The organism is Cupriavidus agavae (assembly GCF_004217045.1).
GTDB classification, from domain to species: domain Bacteria; phylum Pseudomonadota; class Gammaproteobacteria; order Burkholderiales; family Burkholderiaceae; genus Cupriavidus; species Cupriavidus agavae.
The window spans coordinates 80369-103270 of record NZ_SGXM01000007.1 but is presented as its reverse complement, the minus strand read 5'-3'; the positions used below and the strand labels follow the sequence as shown (position 1 = coordinate 103270).

19 protein-coding genes are annotated in these 22902 nt (G+C 68.8%); 12 read left to right on the top strand and 7 right to left on the bottom strand.

Translation table 11 applies throughout. The features are described from left to right. Positions 1-33: 33 nt before the first annotated feature. On the top strand, positions 34-927 hold the full coding sequence (locus EV147_RS20595) for an endo alpha-1,4 polygalactosaminidase (RefSeq protein WP_130393082.1): 894 nt from the start codon (positions 34-36) through the stop codon (positions 925-927). On the opposite strand, the gene EV147_RS20590 is transcribed toward EV147_RS20595, so the two are convergent. Together EV147_RS20590 and EV147_RS20585 are read right to left on the bottom strand one after the other, a co-directional pair. Continuing rightward, positions 912-1454 carry a M48 family metallopeptidase gene (locus EV147_RS20590; protein ID WP_130393173.1) on the bottom strand — a complete coding sequence of 181 codons (543 nt, stop codon included), beginning with the start codon at positions 1452-1454 and terminating at the stop codon, positions 912-914. The genes EV147_RS20595 and EV147_RS20590 overlap by 16 nt on opposite strands. A 42-nt stretch (positions 1455-1496) precedes the next feature. Beyond that, positions 1497-1721: a hypothetical protein gene (locus EV147_RS20585; protein WP_130393081.1), complete on the bottom strand. Its 225-nt coding sequence runs from the start codon at positions 1719-1721 to the stop codon at positions 1497-1499. Between the two features lie 204 nt (positions 1722-1925). Between EV147_RS20585 and ettA the strand changes: the two genes are divergently transcribed. Beyond that, positions 1926-3593, top strand: coding sequence for an energy-dependent translational throttle protein EttA (gene ettA, locus EV147_RS20580; protein WP_130393080.1), 1668 nt, complete (start codon positions 1926-1928; stop codon positions 3591-3593). A gap of 78 nt (positions 3594-3671) precedes the next feature. Here the strand turns inward: ettA and EV147_RS20575 are convergent, their stop codons facing one another. Then, positions 3672-4814, bottom strand: coding sequence for a metallophosphoesterase (locus EV147_RS20575; protein WP_130393079.1), 1143 nt, complete (start codon positions 4812-4814; stop codon positions 3672-3674). 262 nt (positions 4815-5076) lie between these two features. Here EV147_RS20575 and EV147_RS20570 point away from each other — a divergent pair, with 262 nt between their 5' ends. From EV147_RS20570 to EV147_RS20555, 4 genes are all read left to right on the top strand, one after another. Further along, positions 5077-7512 (top strand): carbohydrate-binding family V/XII, encoded by a 2436-nt coding sequence (locus tag EV147_RS20570; RefSeq protein ID WP_130393078.1) that lies wholly within the window; start codon positions 5077-5079, stop codon positions 7510-7512. A 177-nt stretch (positions 7513-7689) separates the two neighbouring features. Beyond that, positions 7690-8910, top strand: a complete 1221-nt coding sequence (locus tag EV147_RS20565; protein ID WP_130393077.1) for an efflux RND transporter periplasmic adaptor subunit — start codon at positions 7690-7692, stop codon at positions 8908-8910. 16 nt (positions 8911-8926) lie between these two features. Beyond that, on the top strand, positions 8927-12100 hold the full coding sequence (locus EV147_RS20560; protein ID WP_130393076.1) for an efflux RND transporter permease subunit: 3174 nt from the start codon (positions 8927-8929) through the stop codon (positions 12098-12100). Continuing rightward, on the top strand, positions 12097-13545 hold the full coding sequence (locus EV147_RS20555) for an efflux transporter outer membrane subunit (protein ID WP_130393075.1): 1449 nt from the start codon (positions 12097-12099) through the stop codon (positions 13543-13545). The genes EV147_RS20560 and EV147_RS20555 overlap by 4 nt, the downstream gene beginning before the upstream one ends. A 73-nt stretch (positions 13546-13618) precedes the next feature. Here EV147_RS20555 and EV147_RS20550 read toward each other — a convergent pair whose 3' ends face one another. Beyond that, complete coding sequence (locus EV147_RS20550; protein WP_130393074.1) at positions 13619-14983, bottom strand: MATE family efflux transporter; 1365 nt, start codon at positions 14981-14983, stop codon at positions 13619-13621. After that, entirely contained in the window at positions 14970-15482 is a 513-nt protein-coding gene (locus EV147_RS20545; protein ID WP_130393073.1) for a winged helix-turn-helix transcriptional regulator, read from the bottom strand. Before EV147_RS20545 ends, EV147_RS20550 begins: the two co-directional genes overlap by 14 nt. A gap of 147 nt (positions 15483-15629) precedes the next feature. Here EV147_RS20545 and EV147_RS20540 point away from each other — a divergent pair, with 147 nt between their 5' ends. The 3 genes from EV147_RS20540 (at position 15630) to EV147_RS20530 (ending at position 18433) form a co-directional block, all read left to right on the top strand. Further along, positions 15630-17150, top strand: a complete 1521-nt coding sequence (locus EV147_RS20540; protein WP_198680308.1) for a chloride channel protein — start codon at positions 15630-15632, stop codon at positions 17148-17150. A 201-nt stretch (positions 17151-17351) separates the two neighbouring features. Continuing rightward, positions 17352-17609: a hypothetical protein gene (locus tag EV147_RS20535; protein WP_130393071.1), complete on the top strand. Its 258-nt coding sequence runs from the start codon at positions 17352-17354 to the stop codon at positions 17607-17609. Between the two features lie 101 nt (positions 17610-17710). Next, positions 17711-18433 carry a hypothetical protein gene (locus EV147_RS20530; RefSeq protein ID WP_130393070.1) on the top strand — a complete coding sequence of 241 codons (723 nt, stop codon included), beginning with the start codon at positions 17711-17713 and terminating at the stop codon, positions 18431-18433. Positions 18434-18601: 168 nt separating this feature from the next. On the opposite strand, the gene EV147_RS20525 is transcribed toward EV147_RS20530, so the two are convergent. Continuing rightward, positions 18602-19051, bottom strand: coding sequence for an Lrp/AsnC family transcriptional regulator (locus EV147_RS20525; RefSeq protein WP_130393069.1), 450 nt, complete (start codon positions 19049-19051; stop codon positions 18602-18604). 142 nt (positions 19052-19193) lie between these two features. On the opposite strand from EV147_RS20525, the gene EV147_RS20520 reads away from it, so the two are divergent. From EV147_RS20520 to EV147_RS20510, 3 genes are all read left to right on the top strand, one after another. Then, positions 19194-20354, top strand: a complete 1161-nt coding sequence (locus EV147_RS20520; protein ID WP_235844878.1) for a saccharopine dehydrogenase family protein — start codon at positions 19194-19196, stop codon at positions 20352-20354. Then, complete coding sequence (gene amaB, locus EV147_RS20515; protein ID WP_130393067.1) at positions 20351-21871, top strand: L-piperidine-6-carboxylate dehydrogenase; 1521 nt, start codon at positions 20351-20353, stop codon at positions 21869-21871. The genes EV147_RS20520 and amaB overlap by 4 nt, the downstream gene beginning before the upstream one ends. 142 nt (positions 21872-22013) lie before the next feature. Further along, on the top strand, positions 22014-22232 hold the full coding sequence (locus EV147_RS20510; RefSeq protein WP_198680307.1) for a hypothetical protein: 219 nt from the start codon (positions 22014-22016) through the stop codon (positions 22230-22232). A 40-nt stretch (positions 22233-22272) separates the two neighbouring features. Here the strand turns inward: EV147_RS20510 and EV147_RS20505 are convergent, their stop codons facing one another. Then, positions 22273-22890 (bottom strand): UbiX family flavin prenyltransferase, encoded by a 618-nt coding sequence (locus tag EV147_RS20505; RefSeq protein WP_130393066.1) that lies wholly within the window; start codon positions 22888-22890, stop codon positions 22273-22275. Positions 22891-22902: the final 12 nt, after the last annotated feature.

The following is a 22902-nucleotide window of genomic DNA, read 5'->3' as shown; positions in this document are numbered from 1 at the left end:
TGATTCGTTGGGTACAACAGGAGAGGTCAAACTATGGAACGCAGGAATGCAGGCCGGGGGCTTGCGCGCGCGGCAATGGTGGCGATCGTCGGTGCGGTGGCCGCATGCGGTGGCGGCGGCGACGATGGCGAGGGCGGTTCGGTGGTGCGGGTGTCCGAGGCCACCACGCTGTCGGCTTCCGCCACGCAGAGCGCAGTGGCACCGGCGCGCTGGGTGCCGGCGCTGACCGATACGTGGCAGTTGCAACTGCAGGGCACGGTCAACACGGGCTACGACGCGGCCGTGTTCGATATCGACCTGTACGACACGCCGCAGGCCACCATCGATGCGCTGAAGGCGCAGGGCAAGCGCGTGGTGTGCTACTTCTCGGCGGGCAGCAGCGAGAACTGGCGCTCGGACTTCTCCAAGTTCAAGGGCGCCGACATGGGCAACGCGCTCGATGGCTGGGCGGGCGAGCGCTGGCTCGACACGCGTTCGGCCAATGTGCGGGCGATCATGAAGGCCCGTCTGGACCTGGCCAGGTCACGCGGCTGCGATGGCGTCGATCCCGACAATGTCGACGGCTACACCAACAAGCCCGGCTTCCCGCTGACGGCTGCCACGCAGCTCGACTACAACCGCTTCCTGGCCAACGAGGCGCATGCGCGCGGGCTGGCCGTGGGCCTGAAGAACAGCGTCGACCAATTGGGCGACCTCGCCGCGTCGTTCGATTTCGCGGTGAACGAGCAGTGCTTCCAGTACAACGAGTGCGGCGGATATTCCGCGTTCACGGTGCAGGGCAAGCCGGTGTTCAACGTCGAGTATCAGGCCAAGTGGAAGGACGCCACCACGCGCAAGACGCTATGCGCGAAGGCCAAGGCGTTGAACTTGCGCACACTTGTGCTGCCGTTGGCACTGAACGATAAATTCCGTTACAGCTGCGATTGATTTGAGGTAGTTGAGGCGGTTGCGGCGGTCGTGCTGGCCGCCGCCTTCTCCGCATCGCGCCACGCCAGATACACGCGCGTATCGAACTCCAACTGGTGGTAGCGCGGTTCCATGTACTCGCAGAGCCGGTAGAACGCCTTGTCGTGGTCGCTCTCCTTGAGGTGGGCGAGTTCATGCACGACGATCATCCGCAGGAAATCGGCGGGCGCGTCCTTGAACAGCGACGCCACGCGGATTTCCTTCTTCGCCTTGAGCTTGCCGCCCTGCACGCGCGAGATGGCCGTGTGCAGGCCCAGCGCGTGCTGCGCGGTGTCGAGCCGCGCGTCGTAGCCCACCTTGTGCAGCGGCGGGGCGCTGCGCAGATATTCCTGCTTGATCTCGGCCGTGTACTCGTAGAGTGCGCGGTCGGTCTGGATCGTGTGACGCTCGGGATAGCGGCGCGCCAGGTGGTCGCCCAGCGTGCCGGCGACAAGCGCGGCGCGCACCTGGTCGAGCACGTGGGGCGGATAGCCGCCCAGGAATCGCATCGGGTCTTTCACGCCCGGCCGCCAGCCTTCGGTCATGGCCGATCAGTGGTGGTGATGGTGGTGGTGCATCCAGCTGTTGTCGGTCGAGTTCACGAACGACGCCACGGCGTCCTTGTCGCCGGTGGCGTGGCGCATCAGCTCGCCGCACTTGCAGATGCCCTGGTACGGCTGGATGTGCGAGCAGGCCGAAGTCTTCTGCAGGTACAGCGTGACGGGTTTCGTGCACTTCTTGCACTTGAACTTGAGGGTCAGGGCGGGTTTGCTCATCGGAATCCGGGATAGTAAAAGCGCCAGGAAGGCGCTCGACAGAACCCGCCATTGTACCGGCGCAGGGCCTGGAGTGCCCGGGTGGCGCCGGCCCGGCATTGAGTCCGGCCGCCCGTTTGCTACACTCCCGCCATTCCCTCGGCCGCGGCGCCCGGCGCCGCCGCCTTCCGCCGCATTCCACAGCACCCAACCGAACCCGCTCCCATGGCACAGTACGTATTCACCATGAACCGCGTGGGCAAGATCGTTCCGCCCAAGCGTCACATTCTCAAGGACATCTCGCTGTCCTTCTTCCCCGGCGCCAAGATCGGCGTGCTGGGCCTGAACGGCTCGGGCAAGTCCACGCTGCTGAAGATCATGGCCGGCCTCGACAAGGAAATCGAGGGCGAGGCCACGCCGATGCCGAACCTGAACATCGGCTACCTGCCGCAGGAGCCGCAACTCGATCCCGAGCAGACCGTCCGTGAATCGGTGGAAGCCGCGCTGGGCGGCGTGTTCGAGGCACGCAAGAAGCTCGACGAAATCTACGCGGCCTATGCCGAGCCGGACGCCGATTTCGACGCGCTGGCCGCCGAGCAGGCCAAGTACGAGGCCATCCTGTCCGCCAGCGATGGCAACAACGCCGAACTCCAGCTCGACATCGCCGCCGATGCGCTGCGCCTGCCGCCGTGGGACGCGAAGATCGGCAATCTCTCGGGCGGTGAAAAGCGCCGCGTGGCGCTGTGCCGCCTGCTGCTGTCGCGCCCCGACATGCTGCTGCTCGACGAACCCACCAACCACCTGGATGCCGAATCGGTGGACTGGCTCGAACAGTTCCTGACGCGCTTCCCGGGCACCGTGGTGGCCGTGACCCACGACCGCTACTTCCTCGACAACGCCGCCGAGTGGATTCTCGAACTGGACCGCGGCCATGGCATTCCCTGGAAGGGCAACTACAGCTCGTGGCTGGAGCAGAAGGAAAACCGCCTGAAGCAGGAAGAGTCGAGCGAATCGGCGCGCCAGAAGGCGCTGAACAAGGAACTGGAGTGGGTGCGCCAGAACCCGAAGGGCCGCCAGGCCAAGTCGAAGGCGCGTCTGGCCCGGTTCGACGAACTGAACAGCCAGGAATACCAGAAGCGCAACGAAACCCAGGAAATCTTCATCCCGGTGGGCGAGCGCCTGGGCAACGAGGTCATCGAGTTCGAGAACGTCAGCAAGAGCTTCGGCGACCGCCTGCTGATCGACAACCTCAGCTTCAAGGTGCCGCCGGGCGCCATCGTCGGCATCATCGGCCCGAACGGCGCCGGCAAGTCGACCTTCTTCAAGATGCTGACCGGCCGCGAACAGCCGGACAGCGGCGAGATCAAGGTGGGCCCCACCGTGAAGATGGCGTTCGTGGACCAGAGCCGCGATGCGCTGGACGGCAACAAGACCGTGTTCGAGGAAATCTCGGGCGGATCGGACGTGCTGACCGTGGGCCGCTACGAAACCCCGTCGCGCGCCTATATCGGCCGCTTCAACTTCAAGGGCGGCGACCAGCAGAAGACCGTGGGCTCGCTGTCAGGCGGCGAACGCGGCCGCCTGCACATGGCCAAGACGCTGATCGAGGGCGGCAACGTGCTGCTGCTCGATGAACCGTCGAACGACCTCGACGTGGAAACGCTGCGCGCGCTCGAAGACGCGCTGCTGGAGTTCGCCGGCTGCGTCATGGTGATCTCCCACGATCGCTGGTTCCTGGACCGCATCGCCACCCACATCCTGGCCTTCGAGGGCGATTCGCACGTGGAATTCTTCCCGGGCAACTACCAGGAATACGAGGCGGACAAGAAGAAGCGCCTGGGTGAGGAAGCGGCAAAGCCGAAGCGCATCCGGTACAAGCCGATCATGCGTTGAGGGCTCATCTTCCCTCGGTGTTCTCCCCTCTCCCGCGTTGCGGGAGAGGGGGAGCAAACAAGCGGGAAAGCTGGAAGTTCACCCCCGCACCAGCCTCACCAGCGTAATCTCCGAAGGCGCGCCGAACCGTTTCGGCGGCCCCCAGTAGCCCGTCCCGCGGCTCACATAGATCCACATCCGCTCATGCCGCTTCAGCCCGTGCACATAGGGCTGCTGCATCGGCACGAACAGGTTCCACGGCCAGAACTGGCCGCCGTGCGTGTGTCCCGACAACTGCAGATCGAACCCCGCCGCCGCGGCAGCCGGGGCAGAGCGCGGCTGGTGGGCGAACAGCACGCGTGCCGAGGCATTGGCTGGCGCGCCGGCCAGCGCCCGGGCCGGGTCGCTGCGATGGCTCTCGATGAAGCCGCCGGCCGTGAAATCGGTCACCCCGCCCAGCACCAGCGACGCCTGCCCGCGCGTCACCACCACGTGTTCGTTCATCAGCACCGTCAGGCCCAGACGTCGTAGTTCAGCGATCCACGGCTCGGCGCCCGAGTAGTACTCGTGGTTGCCGGTCACCACGTAGGCGCCGTGGCGCGCCGCCAGCCGCCCGAATGGCGCCGTGTGGGCCGACAGCTCGCGTACCGAGCCGTCCACGAGGTCGCCTGTCACGGCGATGGCGTCGGGCTTCAGCGCATTGACCCGGTCGACGATGCGGTCGAGGTAGGGGCGCTTGATCGTGGGGCCAACGTGGATGTCACTGATCTGCGCGATCGTAAAACCTTGAAAAGCATCCGGCAGGCCGGCGATCGGTACCTCCACCCGCACCACCCGCGCCGTACGCCGCGCGTTGAAGAAGCCGATGGCCGAGACCGCCAGCGCCAGCAGCACCACGGTGACGGCGCTGTCGGCGCCCAGCCCGGCCGGCTGCCAGCCGGTCAGGGCCGCCACCAGCAGGAAGATGTCGCGGGCCAGCGTCAGGATCAGCAGCGATGAGAAGAATCCCATGGCCAGCATGCCGATCCAGCTCAGGCGGTCGGCCCAGCCCGTGGAGAGCCGCCGTGCCATCAGCGCCGATGGGATCAGCAGGCTGGACGCCACCAGCCACAGCGCGCCGAGCGTGTGGAACACCAGCGGGCCGGGCAGGGCCGGCAGCAGCCGGACGCCGATATAGACATGGAGCGCCGCGACGATCATCGCGGGCAGCAACAGGGAGCGGCGCAGCAGCTTGGAACTCATGGGGGCGGGCGATGGGGTCGTAATTCAGCTAGTTGAGGCGCCAATGGCCCGGCTTCAAGGGTGTAGGAGCAAGATAGGCGACAAAAGACCGCAAATCGCGCGCGCAAGCCCCGGCATCGCTGGCCCTGCGTGCCGTCGATCTGTACGATTTCTGAGGCAAGATGAATGTTTTCGAGGTCGATTGTTCCAGACCGTCGCGTCATTTAGATTCGTCTGACCTCGCAGCGGTGCCGCATGCTGCCCATTCCCGCCCGGAGTTGCCATGTCCAAGCGTTCTCTCCTGACTCCCACCTTGCTCGCGCTGGCCCTGGCTGCCGTGGCTGCCGCTCCGCAGGCAGCCGCGGCCACCGCCGACGATGGGGGCAAGGCCAAGGCCGCCCGGTCCGCCAGCGCCCGCAAGGTGACGCCGCTGACCTGGCCGCGCAGCTACGAGGTGGGCGGCGAACATGTGGAGCTGTACCAGCCCGAGATCGAGAAATGGGAGGGCAACCAGATGTCGGGCCGCGCTGCCGTGGGCATTGGCGCGAAGGACGGGGCGCCCACCTATGGCGTGGCGCGCTTCTCGGCGCAGGCCGATATCGACAAGCCCTCGGCGCTGGTGCAGCTCTCGAACATCCAGATCGACAGCGTGGACGTGCCCACCCGGCCCGACACCGCCGACAAGATCCGCCAGGCGCTGATCGGCCGGCTGACGCCGCAGGGGCTGACCGTGCCGCTCGACGAACTGCAGGCCAGCTATGCGGTGTCGCAGGAACTGGCCAGGGCACAGCGCGTGCCGGTCAGGAACGATGCGCCCCAGATCCTCTTTGCCACCACGCCCACGGTGCTCGTGCATGTGGACGGCGACCCGGCCTGGCGTGCCGTGGGCGGCACTTCGTACGAACGGGCCATCAACAGCCGCGCCCTGCTGCTGCGCGACGGCGCCGGGGAACTGTGGCTGCAGGCGGCCGGGTACTGGTACCGGTCGGCCTCGGCGGGCGGCGCGTGGGAGCCGGTTGCCACCCCGCCCGCCGCGCTGCTCGGTGCCGCCAGCAAGATCGCGGCGGCCAAGGGCGAGCCCAAGCCCGATCCCATGCTGCCCGCCGATGGCCGGAAGCCGGCCCGCGCGCCGGCGGTGCTGATGGCCACCCGCCCGGCCGAACTGATCATCACCAGCGGCGAGCCGAAAATGACGCCGGTGACCGGCGTGGGCCTGCTGACGATGTCGAACGCCGACCACGCCGTGTTCGTCGATCCATCGAGCAACCAGACCTACGTGCTGATCTCGGGGCGCTGGTTCCGTGCCGCGATGCTGAACGGGCCGTGGGAATACGTGCCCGGCAACGCGCTGCCGGCCGATTTTGCGAAGATCTCGCCGCAGGATCCCAAGGCCAACGTGCTGGTCTCGGTACCCGGCACGCCGCAGGCGCGCGAGGCCGAGATCGCCGCGACGATTCCGCAGACCGCCTCGGTGGCGCGCGACAAGGCGACCATCGCCGTGGCCTATGACGGCCCGCCGAAGTTCGAGCCGATCACCGGCACGTCGCTGCGCTACGCGGTCAATACCGGCACGCCGGTGATCGAGGTTGACGCGTCCCACTACTACGCCGTGGCCAACGGCGTCTGGTTCACGGCCGACGTGCCGGGCGGGCCGTGGCGCGTGGCGACCGAAGTGGCGTCGGCCATCTACACGATTCCGCCCAGCTCGCCGCTCTACTACGTTACCTACGTGCGCATCTACTCGGTCACGCCTGCCACGGTGGTGGTGGGCTACACGCCGGGCTACCTTGGCGTGGTGGTCAACCCGGACGGCACCGTGGTCTACGGCACGGGCTATGTCTACCCGCCCTATGTCGGCACCTATTACTACGGCTATCCGGTCACCTACGGCTATGGCGCCGGTTTCGGCATCGGCGTGGCCGAGGGGTTTGCGTTCGGCTTCGCGGCCGGGGCGATCTGGGGCGCGGCGTCGCCGTACTGGGGTCCGTACTGGTATGGCGGCTGGGGCGGCGGCAGCTTCGTCAACATCAACCAGGCGAATTTCTACGGCCGCTGGGGGCAGGGCACCGTGACCCACGCCGAGGGCTGGAACGCCTGGACGGGCACCCAGTGGCGCGGCACGGCCGGCGCGGGCTACAACCCGGCCACCGGCGCGCGCTACCAGGGCAGCCGCGGCGCGGCGTTCAACCCGTACTCGGGCAACTACGCGGCGGGGCGCCAGGGCTCGTTCGCCAATCCGTCGACCGGCCGCGAAGGCGCGGCGCGCGGCGGCGTGGCCGGCAACGAGTACACCGGCAACTACGCGGCCGGACGGCAGGCGGCCGGCTACAACGCCCAGACCGGCCGCATCGGTGCCGGCGAGATCGGCGTGGCCGGCAACACGCAGACCGGCCAGCAGGCCGCCGGCAGCCGGGGCTTCGTGGCGAATCCGAACAAGGACAACGCGGTGGTCTGGAACAACGGCAATGTCTACGCCGGGCATGACGGCAACGTCTACCAGCACACCGACAACGGCTGGCAGCAGCACACCCAGGGCGGCTGGCAGCCCGTGCAGCCGAACGCAGACGTCCAGAACCGGCTCGACCAGCAGCGGCAGGCGCGGCAGGTGGGCCAGCAGCGCTTTGGCAACGCGGCAGCGCAGCAATGGCAGGGGCGGTTCGGCGGTGGCGGCGGCAGGTTTGGCGGCGGTGGCGGCCATTTTCATGGATTCCGGCGCTAGGGCGCGTTTCCCGGCTTTCCGGCTCCCCGCTCCCGCCGGGCGGGAGAGGGGCGCAACAAAAGGCGTCGATTTCCCTTAACGCATCGAATAAAAGATTCATTGGCCGCAGACTTTGCGCAGACATAACCTGCCGGTTACACGGGCGCGGTGCGCGCCCGGTCGGCAAGGGAGCGGCGCATGGGTCGGGCACTTCAGGCAGCGCAGGGGCGATGGCTGGCGGCCGTCGCGGCAATGACCATCCTGTCGGCCGGTTGCGGCAAGTCGGAGCCGCCGGCTGCGGCGCAGCAGGCGGTGCCGGTGCAGGTCTACAAGACCCAGGCGCAGGACCTGCCCGTGACGTTCGATTTCGTGGGGCAGACGCAGAGCGACCAGGCGGTGGATATCCGGGCGCGCGTGGCGGGCTTTCTGGTCAAGCGCAACTACACCGAAGGCGCGGTGGTCAAGGCCAACCAGCTGCTGTTCGAGATCGACCACAAGCCGTTCCAGGCCCAGCTCGACGCGGCAAAGGCCCAGCTGAACCAGCAGAAGGCCCGGCTCGACGTGGCGCGGGCCAACCTGGCGCGCGTGAAGCCGCTGGCCGAGCGCAACGCGCTGTCGCAGAAGGATCTCGACGACGCCACGGGCAACTACCACTCGGCCCGCGCCGGCGTGGAACAGGCGCAGGCCGAGGTCGAGACCCAGCAACTGAACCTCTCGTACACCTACGTGCGCTCGCCGGTCGACGGCATTTCCAGCTTCGCGGTGCTGCCCGAGGGCGCCTACGTGAGCCAGGCCAACAGCCTGCTGACCACGGTCTCGACGCTGCAGCCGATGCGGATCAACTTCAGCATCTCGGAGCCGCAGACGCTGCAGTTCCGCGCCCAGCAGGAAGACAAGTCGCTCGTGGTGCCCGCCGACCAGCACTACACCGTGACCGTGGTCATGGCCGATGGCAGCAAGTATCCGCAGCAGGGCCGCATCACGTTTGCCGATGCCACCTACAACCAGCAGACCGGCACCTTCCTCGTGCGCGCGCTGATGCCGAACCCCGACGGCGTGCTGCGCCCCGGCCAGTTCGTGCGGGTGCTCGTGGATGGCGCCAAGCGGCCCAACGCCATCGTGGTGCCGCAGCGCGCCGTGATGCACGGGCCCAAGGGCGACGTGGTGTTCGTGGTCGACAAGGACAACAAGGCCCACCCCCGGCCGGTGATGGTGGGCGAGCTGTCTGGCCCGATGTGGCGCATCGCCAAGGGCCTGCAGCCCGGCGAAATGGTGGTCGTGGACGGCGCCGGCAAGCTGACCGAGGGCGCGCCGGTCCGCGTGACCGGCGAGGCGCCGCCGGCGGCGGTGGGCGAGGGCAGCCAGCCCGCCCCGGCACCGGCCGCACCGGCTTCGGCGCCGCCGGCCGCCAAGCCCTGACCCCGGAGGCCCGCCCATGCTTTCCGCCTTCTGCGTCAACCGTCCGATCTTCGCGATGGTGATCTCGCTGATCATCGTCATCGGCGGCGGGGTGGCGATGTTCGCGCTGCCCATCGCCCAGTACCCGGAGATCACCCCGCCGCAGGTCACGGTAAGCGCCACTTACGCCGGCGCCGATTCCGACACCGTGGCCCAGACCGTGGCCGCGCCGATCGAGACCCAGGTCAACGGCGCGGACAACATGATCTACATGCAGTCCACGTCGTCGCCCACGGGGTCGATGACGCTGAACGTCTACTTCGACATCGGCACCGATCCGGACACCGCCCAGGTGCAGGTGCAGAACCGCGTCAACCTGGCGCTGCCGCAGTTGCCCGACACCGTGCAGAAGACCGGCATCAACGTGCAGAAGCGCTCGTCGAGCTTCCTGCTGCTGATTGCGGTCTACTCGCCCGACAACCGCTTCGACCAGCAGTACATCAACAACTACGCCAACCTGTACGTGCTGGACGCCATCAAGCGCCTGAACGGCGCCAACCAGGCGCAGATCATGGGCTCGGCGGATCTGGCCATGCGCATCTGGCTGCGGCCGGACCGCATGGCCGCGCTCGGCATCACGGCGCAGGACGTGCAGCGGGCGGTGCAGAACCAGAACGAGCAGTTCGGCGCCGGCAGCGTGGGGCAGGCGCCCAATGCCAGGCCGGTGGAGCTGTCGTTCCCGCTGGTCACGCCGGGCCGGCTGACCACGCCGGAGCAGTTCGAGAACATCATCCTGCGCGCCGACAACCAGGGCGCCGCCATCGTGCGGCTGCGCGACGTGGGCCGCGCCGAGATCGGCCAGCAGCAGTACACGCTGCGCTCGGCGCTGAACGGCAAGCCGGCGACGATCATCGCGGTCTACCAGCAGCCGGGCTCCAACGCGATCCAGGTGGCCAAGGACGTCAGGAAGGTGCTCGACGAGATGTCGACGTCGTTCCCGGCCGGCATGTCCTACAAGATCTCGCTCGATACCACCGAGTTCGTCAGCGCGTCGATCGACGAAGTGGTGCACACGCTGATCGAGGCGGTGATCCTGGTGGTGCTGGTGGTGTTCATCTTCCTGCAGAACTTCCGGGCCACGGTGATCCCGGTGCTGGCCGTGTTCGTGTCGATCATCGGTACGTTCGCGGGGCTGCTGGCACTCGGGTTCTCGATCAACCTGCTGACGCTGTTCGCGCTGGTGCTGGCCATCGGCATCGTGGTGGACGACGCCATCGTGGTGGTGGAGAACGTCGAGCGCAACATGGCCGAGTTCAAGCTGTCGCCGCGCGAGGCCACGCTGCGGGCCATGGAGGAAGTGACCGGGCCGGTGATCGCCATCGTGCTGGTGCTGTCGGCGGTGTTCATCCCGGTGGCGTTCGTGTCCGGCACCACCGGGCAGCTCTACCGTCAGTTCGCGCTGACGATCGTGGTCTCGGTGGTGATCTCGGGGTTCTGCGCGCTGACGCTGTCGCCGGCGCTGGCCGCGATGATCCTGAAGCCGGGGCACCACACGCCGTGGCGCGGCTTCGTCTGGTTCAACGAGCGGTTCGACCGCCTCGTGCATCACTACGGCAACTGGGTGCGCGGCTTCATGCGCCGCGTGGTGCTGGCGATGGCGCTGTTCGGCGTGATGCTGCTGGCGGTCTGGCAGCTGTTCTCGCACATCCCCACGGCCTTCGTGCCGGCGGAGGACCAGGGCTACATCCTCGTGGCGGTGATGATGCCGGATTCCGCCAGCCTGGACCGCACCGAAAAAGTGACGCAGCAGGTGGCCGACCTGTTCCGCCAGCACCCGGCCGTGGAGGATGCCTCGGCGCTGTCCGGCTACAGCTTCATCGACAGCCAGTACAAGACCAACGCCGGCACGGTGTTCGTCGGGATGAAGAGCTTCAGCAAGCGCGATTCGGCCGATCTCGGCGTGCCGGCCATGCTCCACGAGATCACGCCGAAGCTGCGCGGCATTTCCGAAGCCATCGTGATCCCGGTCAACCCGCCCTCGATTCCGGGGCTGGGCTCGCAGGGCGGGTTCGAGTTCTGGGTGCAGAACCGGGGCACCGGCAGCACGGCCGAGCTGGAAGGCGTGACGCGCAACTTCATCAAGGCGGCGGCCGAGCACAAGGAGCTGGGGCGGCTGACCAGCACCATCCAGTCCGCCTCGCGCCAGATGCGCGTGGAGGTGGACAAGGAGAAGGCCGAAACCATGGGCGTGCCGATTGCCGATGTCTACGGCACACTGCAGACCCAGTTCGGCTCGCTCTACATCAGCCAGTTCTCGCAGTACAGCCGGGTCTGGCAGGTGATCCTGCAGGCCGAGCCGCAGTACCGGGCATCGCCGACCAACCTCGAATACCTGTACGTGCGCGGCCATGACGGCAAGATGGCGCCGGTCTCGGGGCTGCTCAACACGAAGTATGCGAGCGGCCCTGACCTGCTGTCGCGCTTCAACAACTTCCCGGCGGCCAAGATCACGGGCGACGCGGCGCCGGGCTACAGCTCGGGCCAGGCGCTTGCGGCCATGGAGGCGGTGGCGCGCGATACGCTGCCGGCCAGCTACAGCTTTGCGTGGAGCGGCGAGGCGTTCGAGCAGAAGAAATCGGGCAACACCACGACCATCGTGTTCGTGTTCGGCATCGTCATGGTGTTCCTGATCCTGGCGGCGCAGTACGAGTCATGGTCACTGCCGCTGTCGATCCTGACCGCCGTGCCGTTCGGCATCTTCGGCGCGCTTTTGGCGATTTTGCTACGTGGGCTGTCGAACGACGTGTACTTCCAGATCGGCATGGTGACGCTGATCGGGCTGGCGGCCAAGAACGCCATCCTGATCGTGGAGTTCGCGGTGATGAAGCACAAGGAGGGGCTGTCGCACGCCGACGCCGCCGTGGAGGCCGCCAAGCTCCGGCTGCGGCCCATCGTGATGACCTCGCTGGCGTTCATCCTGGGCGCGGTGCCGCTGTTCATCGCCTCGGGCGCCGGCTCCAACTCGCGCCACTCCATCGGCACCGGCATCATCGGCGGCATGATCGCGGCCACCACGCTGGCGCTGCTGTTCGTGCCGCTGTTCTCGTGGCTGGTGGGCACGGCGGCCGACAAGTGGGCGGCGCGGCGGGGACGCAAGGCGCCGGCGGCTCCGGCGGCGCCCACCACGCCGCCGCCGGGAGAACCGTCATGAGCCGCCCGCATCACGTAGCCATGCTGGCGACGGCGGCGCTGCTGTCGGCCTGCGCCATCGGCCCCGATTACCAGCGCCCCGGGGTGGAGCCGCCGGCCGCGTACCGGCTCGACACCGGCGTGCTGACGATGGCCGCCGACAGCGACTGGTGGAACGCCTTCAACGACCCGGTGCTGACCGCGCTGGTGGAGACCGCGCTGCGCAACAACTACGACGCCCGGATCGCGTCGGCCCGCATCGAGGAGTTCCGCGCCCAATTGATGATCGCGCGCTCGGGGTATTTTCCGCAGCTCAACGCCACGGGATCGGCGGCGCGGCAGAAGAGCGGCTCGTTCACGGGCACGCCGTTCGCGTCGTTCGGCGGTCCGCGCAACAGCTACGAGGCGCTGCTCAATGCAAGCTGGGAGATCGACCTGTGGGGCAAGATCCGCCGCCAGGCCGAGAGCGCCGAGGCCAGCCTGTGGAATGCCGAGTACACGCGGCGCGGCATCGTGCTGTCGCTGGCGGCGTCGGTGGTGCAGGGCTACGCCACGCTGCGCGGGCTCGACGCCCAGCTGGAGGTCGCCCAGGCAACCCTGCTGACGCGCGGCCAGGCGCTCGACATCTTCAGGCAGCGCTACGAAGGCGGCGTGATCTCGCAGGTGGAACTGGCGCAATCGGAAAACGACTACTACTCGGCCGAGGCGACGATCCCGCCGCTGCGCTCGTCGATCCAGGAGACCGAGAACGCGCTGTCGGTGCTGCTGGGCCGCCAGCCGGGACCGATCGAACGCGGCGCCCCGCTGGCCGACCTGCAGCCGCCGCCGATCAGCGCCGACCTGCCGGCCGCGCTGCTGTCCCGCCGGCCCGACATCCTCCAGGCCGAACAGCAGGCGGTGGCCGCCAACGCCCAGGTGGGCGCGGCACTGGCGCTGTTCCTGCCGTCGGTGAACCTGTCCGGCTTCTTCGGCGCGCTGGCCACCTCGCCCGCGGCGCTGTGGGACAGCGCCTCGCAGATCTGGGGCTTCGGCGCCAGCCTCGCCCAGCCGGTCTTCCAGGGCGGCGCCATCCGCGGGCAGGTCAACGCCGCCGAGGCCGTGCGCGACCAGGCCATGCTGGGCTACCAGGCGAGCGTGCTGAACGCGCTGGCCGACGTGAACACCGCCATCGCCAACGGCACCGAGACCCGCAACCGGCTGGTCAGCCTGCGCAAACAGGAGCAAAGCCTGACGATCTACGCCGACCAGGCCGACGCGCGCTACGAGGGCGGCTATTCGAGCTATCTGGAAGTCACCGACGCGCGCCAGAAACTGTTCGCCGTGCAACTGGCATCGATCCAGGGACAGGTGGACGTGCTGACCAGTGCCGCAGCGCTCTACAAATCGCTCGGGGGAGGGTGGTCGGCGGTGCCGGCGGATGTGCGAGGGGCCGGGCTGGTGGGAGAGGCCAGGGCAGTGGGGCGGTAGCTTAGATCCCCCCGCTTGTTTGCTCCCCTCTCCCGCAAGCGGAAGAGGGGACCGGTCTGCAGCAGTCAAATCCTCACCGCGCCGACCACTCCCCCTTCCTGACGCCCATCGCCGTTACCAGCCCATACGCGGTAATCCCCAGCGCCACGCCCAGGAAATGTCCGTCGATCCCCATCCCGCCGACATTCGCCAGCAGCCATCCTCCGCCCGCCGCCAGGCCGATCCGGCAAAGCCCGGCGACGATCGGCCAGCGCATCCGGCCCGCGCCCATCGACGCGAAGTAAAGCGCCATCCCCAGCCCGAAGCCGCCGAACGCCGGCCCCACCCATGACAGCGCGCGCGCGGCGATGGCGGCCACCTCGGCGTCCCTGGTGAACAGGCCGGCGAACTGCGCCGGCGCAAGGCCCACCGCCGCCCCCACGCTGCCGGCGATCACCAGCGCCAGCCACGCGCCCACCCACGCCGTGCGGCGCGCCGTGTGCCAGTCGCCCGCCCCCACGGCCCGCCCGACCAGCGCCGTCAACGCCGACCCCACGCCAAACGCCAGCGGAATCATCAGGAATTCCAGCCGCGCCGAAATGCCATACGCCGCCACCGCCGTCGTGCCGAAATGCCGCAATTGCGCCGTGACCAGGATCGTCGTCAGGTTGGCCACCGACGCCAGCGCGCAGGCCACCAGCCCCACCGACAGGATGCGATGGAACAGCGCCCCGGACAGCCGCACCCGCAGCGTCGGCATGAAGCCGGCCCCGCCGCGCAGCACCACCCACGCCATCATCAGCGCCGCCGCCCACGAAGCCAGCGCCAGTCCGGCGCCGATCCCGGCCAGCCCCATGCCCAGACGCTCGGCGAACCACCACGACAGGATCGGGAAGGCCACCCACATCGCCGCCAGTACCCGCGCGGCCAGCGCATGGCGCCCGCCGCCGCGCAGCACCGACGCCAGCGTATTGGCCAGCCACGCCGGCACCGCGCCCGCCCCGAACAGCCAGACCGCGTACTCGGCGGCGGCCTCGGCAGCCGTGGCGCCGGCCACCGCGCCGAACACCTGATGCGGGAAGCCGGCCAGCACCACGGCGAACACCAGCCCGGCGGTCACGGCGATGCACACCGCGTGCATGACCAGCGCCGACGCATCGTCGCGCCGCCCGCCCCCGAGCGCCCGGGCGATGGCCGCCACCACGCCGCCGCCCATCGCCCCGGCGGACATCTGCTGGAGCAGCAGCGCGAACGGCAGCACCACGGCCCAGCCAGCCAGTGCCGCCGTGCCCTGGCGCGCCGCCAGCCAGGTCTCGATCAACTGCGCGCCGGCCTGCAGGAAGGCCACCAGGCTGGTGGGCGCCGCCAGCACGCCGATGCGGCGGGCAATGGCCCACGAGGAAACGGTCTCTGCGGCAGGGGGCGCGGCGCCCAGCGCCATCGCGTCAGGCTTGCTCATGGGCGGCCTCCGTGACGGAGGCGTCGCCGAAGCGGTCGCGCAGGTAGCGTCCCGCGCCGGGGCCGGGCCGCACCCGGAGGTCGTCGACGGTAATCGTGCTGCCATCGGGCCGCGTCAACGACCCGGCCACGATCTCGCCGCCGTCGCGCCGGTCTTCCAGCACCGTCAGCGGACCCTTCTCGTCGGCCAGCCAGCGGTCGGCCCACGCTTTCAGCGACACATAGACTGGAAAGAAATCCCGGCCCATTTCGGTCAGCCGATACACCTGCCGTGCGCCGCCGCCGGGCGCCGGCACCTTGTCGAGCAGCCCATGCTCCACCAGCGTCTTGAGCCGCGCGCTGAGGATGTTGGGCGCGATGCCCAGATGCTTCTCGAACTCGTCAAACCGCGAGCTGCCGTAGTAGACCTCCCGCATCAGCAGGATCGCCCAGCGCTCGCCGAGCATCGCCATCGACCGGGCGACAGGGCAGGGCATGTTGGCAAAGTCGGTAGGTGCCATGGTCTCCTCTTTTTACTTTCGAATTGCAAGTCAGGAGGAGTTTAGCTTGCGAATTGAAAGTTTGCTGGAGAACGTCCGTGTCCGTCCGCCGCGAGGCAGGGGCGTATCATGGAGCGCTCCGCCCGTTTCTGCCCCCGCCTCTCCGCCATGACCGAGCCCAGCGACCGCGCCGCCGCATCGCCTTCTTCGTCCTCTTCGTCCTCCTCGTCGTCCAACGCGCCTGAATCGTCCGATCCGCCTGCCGCGCCTTCGGACACGCCAGATACCCCGCCCGCCCCCAGCCGCCTGCGCGAACTCCGCCAGCGTGCCAGCCGCGCCGCGCATCGCAAGCAGCGGCAGGTGCGGCGGATTTCGCGCACGTCGATGCGGTACGCGGTGTTCATGTGCGGCGCCGGGGCCGTGGCGCTGTTCTCGATGGTGTTCGCCTATATCGCCGAGGTGTCGCTGGCGTGGAACGCGCGGCTGACCTCGGCCACGCCGTGGCTGGCCTTCGTGATGCTGCCGTTCGGGCTGGCGGCGCTGCGCTGGCTGACGATCCGGCTGGCGCCGCAGGCGCGCGGCAGCGGCATTCCGCAGGTCATCGCGGCGGTCACGCTGCCGCCGGCGGGACCGGCGCAGACCGTGCTGGTCTCGTTCCGGCAGTCGATGTGGAAGGTGGTGCTGACCGCCGGGGCGCTGCTGGCCGGCGCGTCGGTGGGCCGCGAGGGGCCGTCGGTGCAGGTGGGCGCGGCGGCCATGCTGGCCTGGGGCCAGTGGTTCCAGGAGAAGCTGCGCTTCCGGATCGGATTCCACCCCAACGCGCTGATCGCGGCCGGCGCGGCGGGCGGGCTGGCCGCCGCGTTCAACACGCCGCTGGCCGGCGTGGTGTTCGCCATCGAGGAACTGGGACGCGGCACGGCGGTGCGGTGGGACAGGCTCGTGCTGTCCGGCGTGCTGACGGCCGGTTTCCTGTCGCTGGCGGTGCTCGGCAACAACCCGTATTTCAGCGTCAAGGTGCCAATGCTGGTGCTGCACGACGCCTGGGGCCCGGTGCTGCTGTGCGCGGTGGTCAACGGCGTGATGGGCGGACTGTTCGCCAAGCTGCTGATTGCCGGCGTGCCGGGGCTGGTGCCGGCGGGGTGGCGCGACTGGGTGGCCAGCCGGCCGGTGCAGGTGGCGTTCGTCTGCGGGCTCGTGGTGGCCGCGCTGGGCTGGGCCACGCACGGCGCCACGTTCGGCACCGGCTACGAGCAGGCCTCGGGCCTGATCAACGGCGAGCCGCGCAGCACGCTGTGGTTCGGGCTGGCCAAGTTCGGGGCCACGGTGGTGTCGTACTTCGCCGGCATTCCGGGCGGCATCTTCACGCCGGCGCTGGCCATCGGGGCTGGCATTGGCGCCAACATCGCCGATTTCGTCACGCATTTCATGGGCGGCATGGCCGAGCCGCGCGTGCTGGCGCTGGTGTCGATGGCCGCCTTCCTGGCCGCCGCCACGCAGGCGCCCATCACGGCCAGCGTGATCGTCATGGAGATGACCCGCACGCAGGACCTGACGATCTACCTGCTGGCCGCCTCGCTGCTGGCGTCGTTCCTGTCGCGCCAGTTCAATCCGCACCCGTTCTACCACCATATGGGCCACGCGTTCCGGCGTGAGGCGCTGGCGATCGGGCGCAAGAACGTGTCCGCCTAGCCGCGGCCGTAACAGGTGGTTACAGATCGTTGCGCGGGCGCCGCTGCGGTGTGGGGTAGCGCGCGCAACCCGATGGCGGCGGCAGAGGCCTTGTCTTACCATGTGCCGCGCATGGACCGGTGGCAGCAGATCGACCGGCCATGTTCCGGGGCACGATGGCCCCGCCACCACAGAACGCGACGCATTTTCGGGGAGCAGGAAATGGCCACGCAACGACCCGGCGGTATCCGATCGACCCAGGTTCCGGCACGCCCGGCGCCGCCGGCGGACGCCTTCCCGGACACCGCCATCTGGCACACGCGCGGCCTGCAGGCCAGTTCGCGCCTGCGCGCGCCGGTGGCGCGGCGCACGCCGTCGCGGCAACTGCCGCCGAGCCCGCTGCCCCGGCTGATGCTGTGGGCCGTGCTGATCGCCGTGGCGCTGGTATGCTTCCAGGCCGTGAAGCATATGTTCCGCTAGTCGGCTGTCGGCCCGGCGTCACACCACCGGTTTGGCGCGCCCCGGCAGGAACCCTCGACACGGCGCAGGCTCCAACGCGGAGCCGATTTCAGGAGTGTGTTTTGAGATTTCCTCTTGCCGGGCTGGCCGCCGCCGCCCTGCTGGCGACCGCCGTCGCCCATGCCGCGCCGCCCAAGGCGCCGGCAGCCCCAGCCCCCGCCCCCGCCGCCGCAGCAATCCCCGATGGCAAGGACCAGTTCTCGACGATGCTCGACACGCTGGAGATCGGCAGCCCGCTGCCGCAACTGCCCGATTGTGCCGATCACCGCACCCCTGATGGCAAGGACGTGACCGCCTATTGCGTGGAGTTGCGCGGCGATGGCGTGATGCGCCAGGTTGGCGTGCCGCGCGACAAGCGCCCGGTCTTCATGGACGGCCCACGCCTGGTGGCGTTCGTCGACGGCAACGCGCTGGTGGGCCTGATCGTGCCGACCGACGGCATCCGCTCGCAGGACGCCGCCGCGCAGTCGCTGAGCGCGCGCTACGGCAAGCCGTTCCGCCAGGAGAGCGAGGACATGAAGGACAAGTCCGGCCGGCCCTTCAAGTCGATCCACGCGGGCTGGATGCGCAAGCCGCTGACCGTCGAGCTGTACACCATCCCGGACACCCCGAGCGAAGGCACCATCGAACTGCTGCTGCCGCAGGCCCGCGCGCTGATGGCCAACCGCGACGCCGAAGTGGCCAAATCACTGGCCCCGCCGCCAGCCTCGGCCCCGGCAGCGAAGAAGGACGCGAAGAAGGAAAAGCCCGCCCCGGCCAAGCCAGTGAACCCGGGCAGTTGGTGAGGCGTTGTTTCTGCCGCTGCCTGGCTCCCTCCCCCGCATGGCGGGAGAGGGGCCGGGGGTGAGGGCTGGCAGTTCAAACCGCGAACCACGCCGACCGCCGTGAGACGTTTGAGCCAGAAACCATGCCATTTCTTGCTCAAACGTCTCATTTCCCAAGCCGGCGGTACCTCACCCCGCCGCCCGCCTCCGGTCGATCTTCCTTGCCAGCACGATGGACGTGGTGGTGTGGTTGACCCCGTCGAGCATGCCGATCTCGTCGAGCAACTTGTCGAGCCGGGCATGGGTGTCGCAGCGGATCACGGCCATGTAGTCCACCGGGCCGCTGACCGAATTCAGTTCCTCCACCTCGGGTAGCCGCTGCAACGCCCGCACCACGCCGGGCGCCGCCTTGGGCTGCACCGACAGCCCGCAGAACGCCAGGATCGCGTTGTCCTCCATCTGGCTGCCCAGCCGCACCCCATAGCCCGCCACCACCCCGATCCGTTCGAGCCGGGCGATGCGCGCCACCACAGTGGTCCGGGCAATGCCGAGCGCGCGCGCCAGGTTGGCAGCGCTCTCCCGCGCGTTGGCCTGCAGCAGCGCCAGCAGGTGGCGGTCGGTCTGGTCGAGGTCTGCCATGGCTTTGCTGACGAATCGTCCGATTTAATAGTCGATACGTCCGATTATGCCGAGCTTTCGTCGAACTTGGGCCTGTCATGCGTGCGGCCGGCTACGCATACTTTCCTTCATCGGAACGAAAACTTTCATGACGGAGCGAGCCATGCCAGGTACCCCCCTTTCGGTCGTCGTGCTCGGCGCGGGCAAGATCGGCCGCGTCATGGCGGCCATGCTGGCCGACGCGGGCGACTACCGCGTCTGCCTGGTCGATCACGACGCGCACCGGCTCGACGGCCTGCCGCGCGGCATCGCCGTGCGCGCCGGCGACCCCACCGAGCCCGGCACCTGCGCCGCGCTGCTGGCCGGCGCCGACGCCGTGCTCAACGCGCTGCCGTTCCATGCGGCCATCCACGTGGCCACCGTGGCGGCGCGGCTCGGCGTGCATTACTTCGACCTGACCGAGGATGTGGCGGCCACCCAGGCCATCCAGAAACTGGCGGGCGGGGCGCGCTCGGTGCTGATGCCGCAGTGCGGGCTGGCGCCGGGCTTCATCGGCGTGGTGGGGCAGAGCCTGGCGCAGCGCTTCCTGCGCGGCGGCGGCGAACTGCTCGACCTGCGCATGCGCGTGGGCGCGCTGCCGCGCTATCCGAGCAACGCGCTGAAATACAACCTCACGTGGAGCACCGAGGGGCTGATCAACGAGTACTGCAACCCGTGCGAGGCCATTGTCGACGGCCGCCGCGTGGAGGTACCCGCGCTGGAAGGGCTGGAAACCTTCGCGCTGGACGGCGTGGAGTACGAGGCGTTCAACACCTCGGGCGGGCTCGGCACGCTGCCCGAGACGCTGGCCGGGCGCGCCCGGCAGGTGGACTACAAGTCGGTGCGCTACCCGGGCCACTGCGCCCAGATGAAGCTGCTGCTCAATGACCTGCGCATGCGCGAGCGGCGCGGCTGGTTGCGCGATATCCTTGAAAACGCCATTCCGATGACCGAGCAGGACGTGGTGGTGGTCTTCGCCAGCGCCACCGGCCATCTGCCGGGCGGCAGGGGCACGGGCATGGGCGAGGGCAAGCGCGGGCCGCTGACGCAGGCGTCGTTCTCGGCCCGGATCGGCGGGATGGAGGATTTCGCCGGCATCGGCCACGTCAACGCCATCCAGTTGACCACCGCGGCGGGCATCTGCACGGCGCTGGACCTCGTGGCGTCGGGCGTGCTGCCTCAGGCCGGCTTCGTGCGGCAGGAGGCGATGCCGCTGGACCGCTTCCTCGACAACCGCTTTGGCCAGCATTACGCGCGGCATCCACTACAGGAGACGCTTGCATGAAAGCCCAGGACATTGCCAACTGCTTCCAGTCGATGGGGCTGGCGCAGCCGTGGCGCGCCACCGCCCCGGCGCCGGGCGCGCTCGGCGCGCGTTCGCCGATCGATGGCGAGGTGTTCGGCCATATCGCCGCCTGTTCCCCGGCCGACGCCGAAGCCAGCATCGCCCGCGCCCATGCCGCCCAGAGCGTCTGGGCGCTGACCCCGGCCCCGGCACGGGGTGAACTGGTGCGCCGCTTCGGTGACATGCTCCGGCAGCACAAGGATGCGCTGGGCCGCCTGGTCTCGCTCGAAGCGGGCAAGATCCTGCAGGAGGGGCTGGGCGAGGTGCAGGAGATGATTGATATCTGCGACTTCGCGGTGGGCCTGTCGCGCCAGTTGCACGGGCTGACGATCGCCTCGGAGCGCCCGGCGCATGCGATGCGCGAGACCTGGCACCCATACGGCCTGTGCGGCGTGATCTCGGCGTTCAACTTCCCGGTGGCGGTGTGGGCGTGGAATGCGGCGCTGGCGCTGGTGTGCGGCAATGGCGTGGTCTGGAAACCATCGGAAAAGACGCCGCTTTGCGCGCTGGCCGCGCAGGGGCTGCTGGATCGCGTGATCGACGCGCACGCGCCCCAGTTCGCCGGCCTGGCCTGCGTGCTGAACGGCGGGCGCCAGCTGGGGCAGTCGCTGGTGCAGCATCCCTCGGTGCGGCTGGTCAGCGCCACCGGCTCCACGCGCATGGGGCGTGAGGTCGGCATGGCCTGCGCCTCGCACTTCAAGCGGGCGATCCTGGAACTGGGCGGCAACAATGCCGCCATCGTCACGCCTTCGGCCGATCTCGAACTGACCATCCGCGCGATGACGTTCGCGGCGGCGGGCACGGCCGGCCAGCGCTGCACCACCCTGCGCCGCGCGTTCGTGCATGCCGACCGGATCGAGACCGTGGCGCAGCGGCTGCGCCAGGTCTATGCACGGCTGCCGGTCGGCGACCCGCTGCTGGACGGCACGCTGGTCGGCCCGCTGATCGACGCCGCGGCCGGCGACACCATGGCCAACGCGCTGGCCAGTTGCCGCGCGCAGGGCAATGTCGTCCATGGCGGCGAGCGGCTGCTGGCGGACCGCTTTCCGCGCGCCAGCTACGTGCGCCCGGCGCTGGTGCTGACCGACACCCAGCACGACACCATGCTGACCGAGACGTTCGCGCCCATCCTCTACCTGATGCCCTACACCTCGCTCGACGAAGCCATTGCGCTGAACAACGCGGCCGCGCACGGGCTGTCGTCGTGCATCTTCACCGAATCGCTGCGCGAGGCCGAGCGCTTCATGTCGGCGGCCGGCAGCGACTGCGGTATTGCCAACGTGAATATCGGCACCAGCGGCGCGGAGATTGGCGGCGCGTTTGGCGGGGAGAAGGCCACCGGCGGCGGGCGGGAATCCGGCTCGGACGCCTGGAAAGGCTATATGCGCCGCGCCACCAACACGGTCAACTACGGCGACGCGCTGCCGCTGGCGCAGGGCATCCGTTTCGAGGTCTGAGCGGCGCTTACGTGCACGCAGACGTAGCGAATCGTAACAAGGGTTACAGCGCCTTGACGCTGTATTACCAGACCCGCCCGTATAACGTTCTTGAAAGCAGCGCATTGCCCTGGCGCAATGGCTGCGACAAAAGGACGTCGAAATGAGATCGAGAATCGTGGTGCTGGGTTTGACAGTGGCCGGCGCGGCCATGCTGGGCGGCTGCGCGGTGTATCCCACGCCGTACGGGCCGGCCGTCGAGGCCGCGCCGGTGTACGTGCCGCCGCCGACCGTCGTGGTCCGGCCGGCGTATGGGTACTACGGAGGCGGGTACTACGGCCGGGGGTATTACGGGCGGAGGGGGTATTACGGGCGTTGGTAAGGTTTCTCCCCTCTCCCACTACATGGGAGAGGGGAGCTTGCTAAGCGGGATCGTTACTATTCCCCAACCCCATCCACCCCGGCGCCAGCTTTTCTCCCACTTCCCTCAGGTCCACCACGTCGAGCACGCGCCCCACCGTATGGTCGACCATCTCCGCAATCGTCCGCGGCTTCTGGTAGAACCCCGGAACTGGCGGAAATACGATGCCGCCCATTTCGGTCACGGCAGTCATGTTGCGCAGGTGGGCCAGGTTCAGCGGCGTTTCACGGACCATCAGCACCAGCTTGCGGCGCTCCTTGAGCGTGACGTCGGCGGCGCGGGTGATCAGGTTGTCGGAGAGGCCGTGGGCGATGGCGGCCAGCGTGCGCATCGAGCACGGCGCCACGACCATCGCGTGGGCGCGGAACGAGCCGCTGGCGATGGTGGCGCCGATGTCGCGCACGTTGTGCACCACGTCGGCCAGTGCTTCCACATCGGCGCGGCCGATGTCGAGCTCGTGCTGCAGGTTCATGATGCCGGCCGGCGAGATCAGCAGGTGCGTTTCCACGCCGCTGACATCGCGCAGCACTTCCAGCAGCCGGACGCCGTAGACGGCGCCCGTGGCGCCCGTGATGGCGACGATCAGCCGTTGCGGCGCGCCGCCTTGTTCCACAGGCATGACTGACTCAGG

Coding starts and splice junctions, on each gene's coding strand:
- EV147_RS20585 (WP_130393081.1), bottom strand. CDS start 1,721: ATGAGCAAACCCGCCCTGACCCTCAAGTTCAAGTGCAAGAAGTGCACG.
- EV147_RS20595 (WP_130393082.1), top strand. CDS start 34: ATGGAACGCAGGAATGCAGGCCGGGGGCTTGCGCGCGCGGCAATGGTG.
- EV147_RS20540 (WP_198680308.1), top strand. CDS start 15,630: ATGACCGAGCCCAGCGACCGCGCCGCCGCATCGCCTTCTTCGTCCTCT.
- EV147_RS20570 (WP_130393078.1), top strand. CDS start 5,077: ATGTCCAAGCGTTCTCTCCTGACTCCCACCTTGCTCGCGCTGGCCCTG.
- EV147_RS20590 (WP_130393173.1), bottom strand. CDS start 1,454: ATGCGATTCCTGGGCGGCTATCCGCCCCACGTGCTCGACCAGGTGCGC.
- EV147_RS20520 (WP_235844878.1), top strand. CDS start 19,194: ATGCCAGGTACCCCCCTTTCGGTCGTCGTGCTCGGCGCGGGCAAGATC.
- EV147_RS20555 (WP_130393075.1), top strand. CDS start 12,097: ATGAGCCGCCCGCATCACGTAGCCATGCTGGCGACGGCGGCGCTGCTG.
- EV147_RS20560 (WP_130393076.1), top strand. CDS start 8,927: ATGCTTTCCGCCTTCTGCGTCAACCGTCCGATCTTCGCGATGGTGATC.
- ettA (WP_130393080.1), top strand. CDS start 1,926: ATGGCACAGTACGTATTCACCATGAACCGCGTGGGCAAGATCGTTCCG.
- EV147_RS20575 (WP_130393079.1), bottom strand. CDS start 4,814: ATGAGTTCCAAGCTGCTGCGCCGCTCCCTGTTGCTGCCCGCGATGATC.
- EV147_RS20565 (WP_130393077.1), top strand. CDS start 7,690: ATGGGTCGGGCACTTCAGGCAGCGCAGGGGCGATGGCTGGCGGCCGTC.
- EV147_RS20535 (WP_130393071.1), top strand. CDS start 17,352: ATGGCCACGCAACGACCCGGCGGTATCCGATCGACCCAGGTTCCGGCA.
- EV147_RS20550 (WP_130393074.1), bottom strand. CDS start 14,983: ATGAGCAAGCCTGACGCGATGGCGCTGGGCGCCGCGCCCCCTGCCGCA.
- EV147_RS20505 (WP_130393066.1), bottom strand. CDS start 22,890: ATGCCTGTGGAACAAGGCGGCGCGCCGCAACGGCTGATCGTCGCCATC.
- EV147_RS20525 (WP_130393069.1), bottom strand. CDS start 19,051: ATGGCAGACCTCGACCAGACCGACCGCCACCTGCTGGCGCTGCTGCAG.
- EV147_RS20510 (WP_198680307.1), top strand. CDS start 22,014: ATGAGATCGAGAATCGTGGTGCTGGGTTTGACAGTGGCCGGCGCGGCC.
- amaB (WP_130393067.1), top strand. CDS start 20,351: ATGAAAGCCCAGGACATTGCCAACTGCTTCCAGTCGATGGGGCTGGCG.
- EV147_RS20545 (WP_130393073.1), bottom strand. CDS start 15,482: ATGGCACCTACCGACTTTGCCAACATGCCCTGCCCTGTCGCCCGGTCG.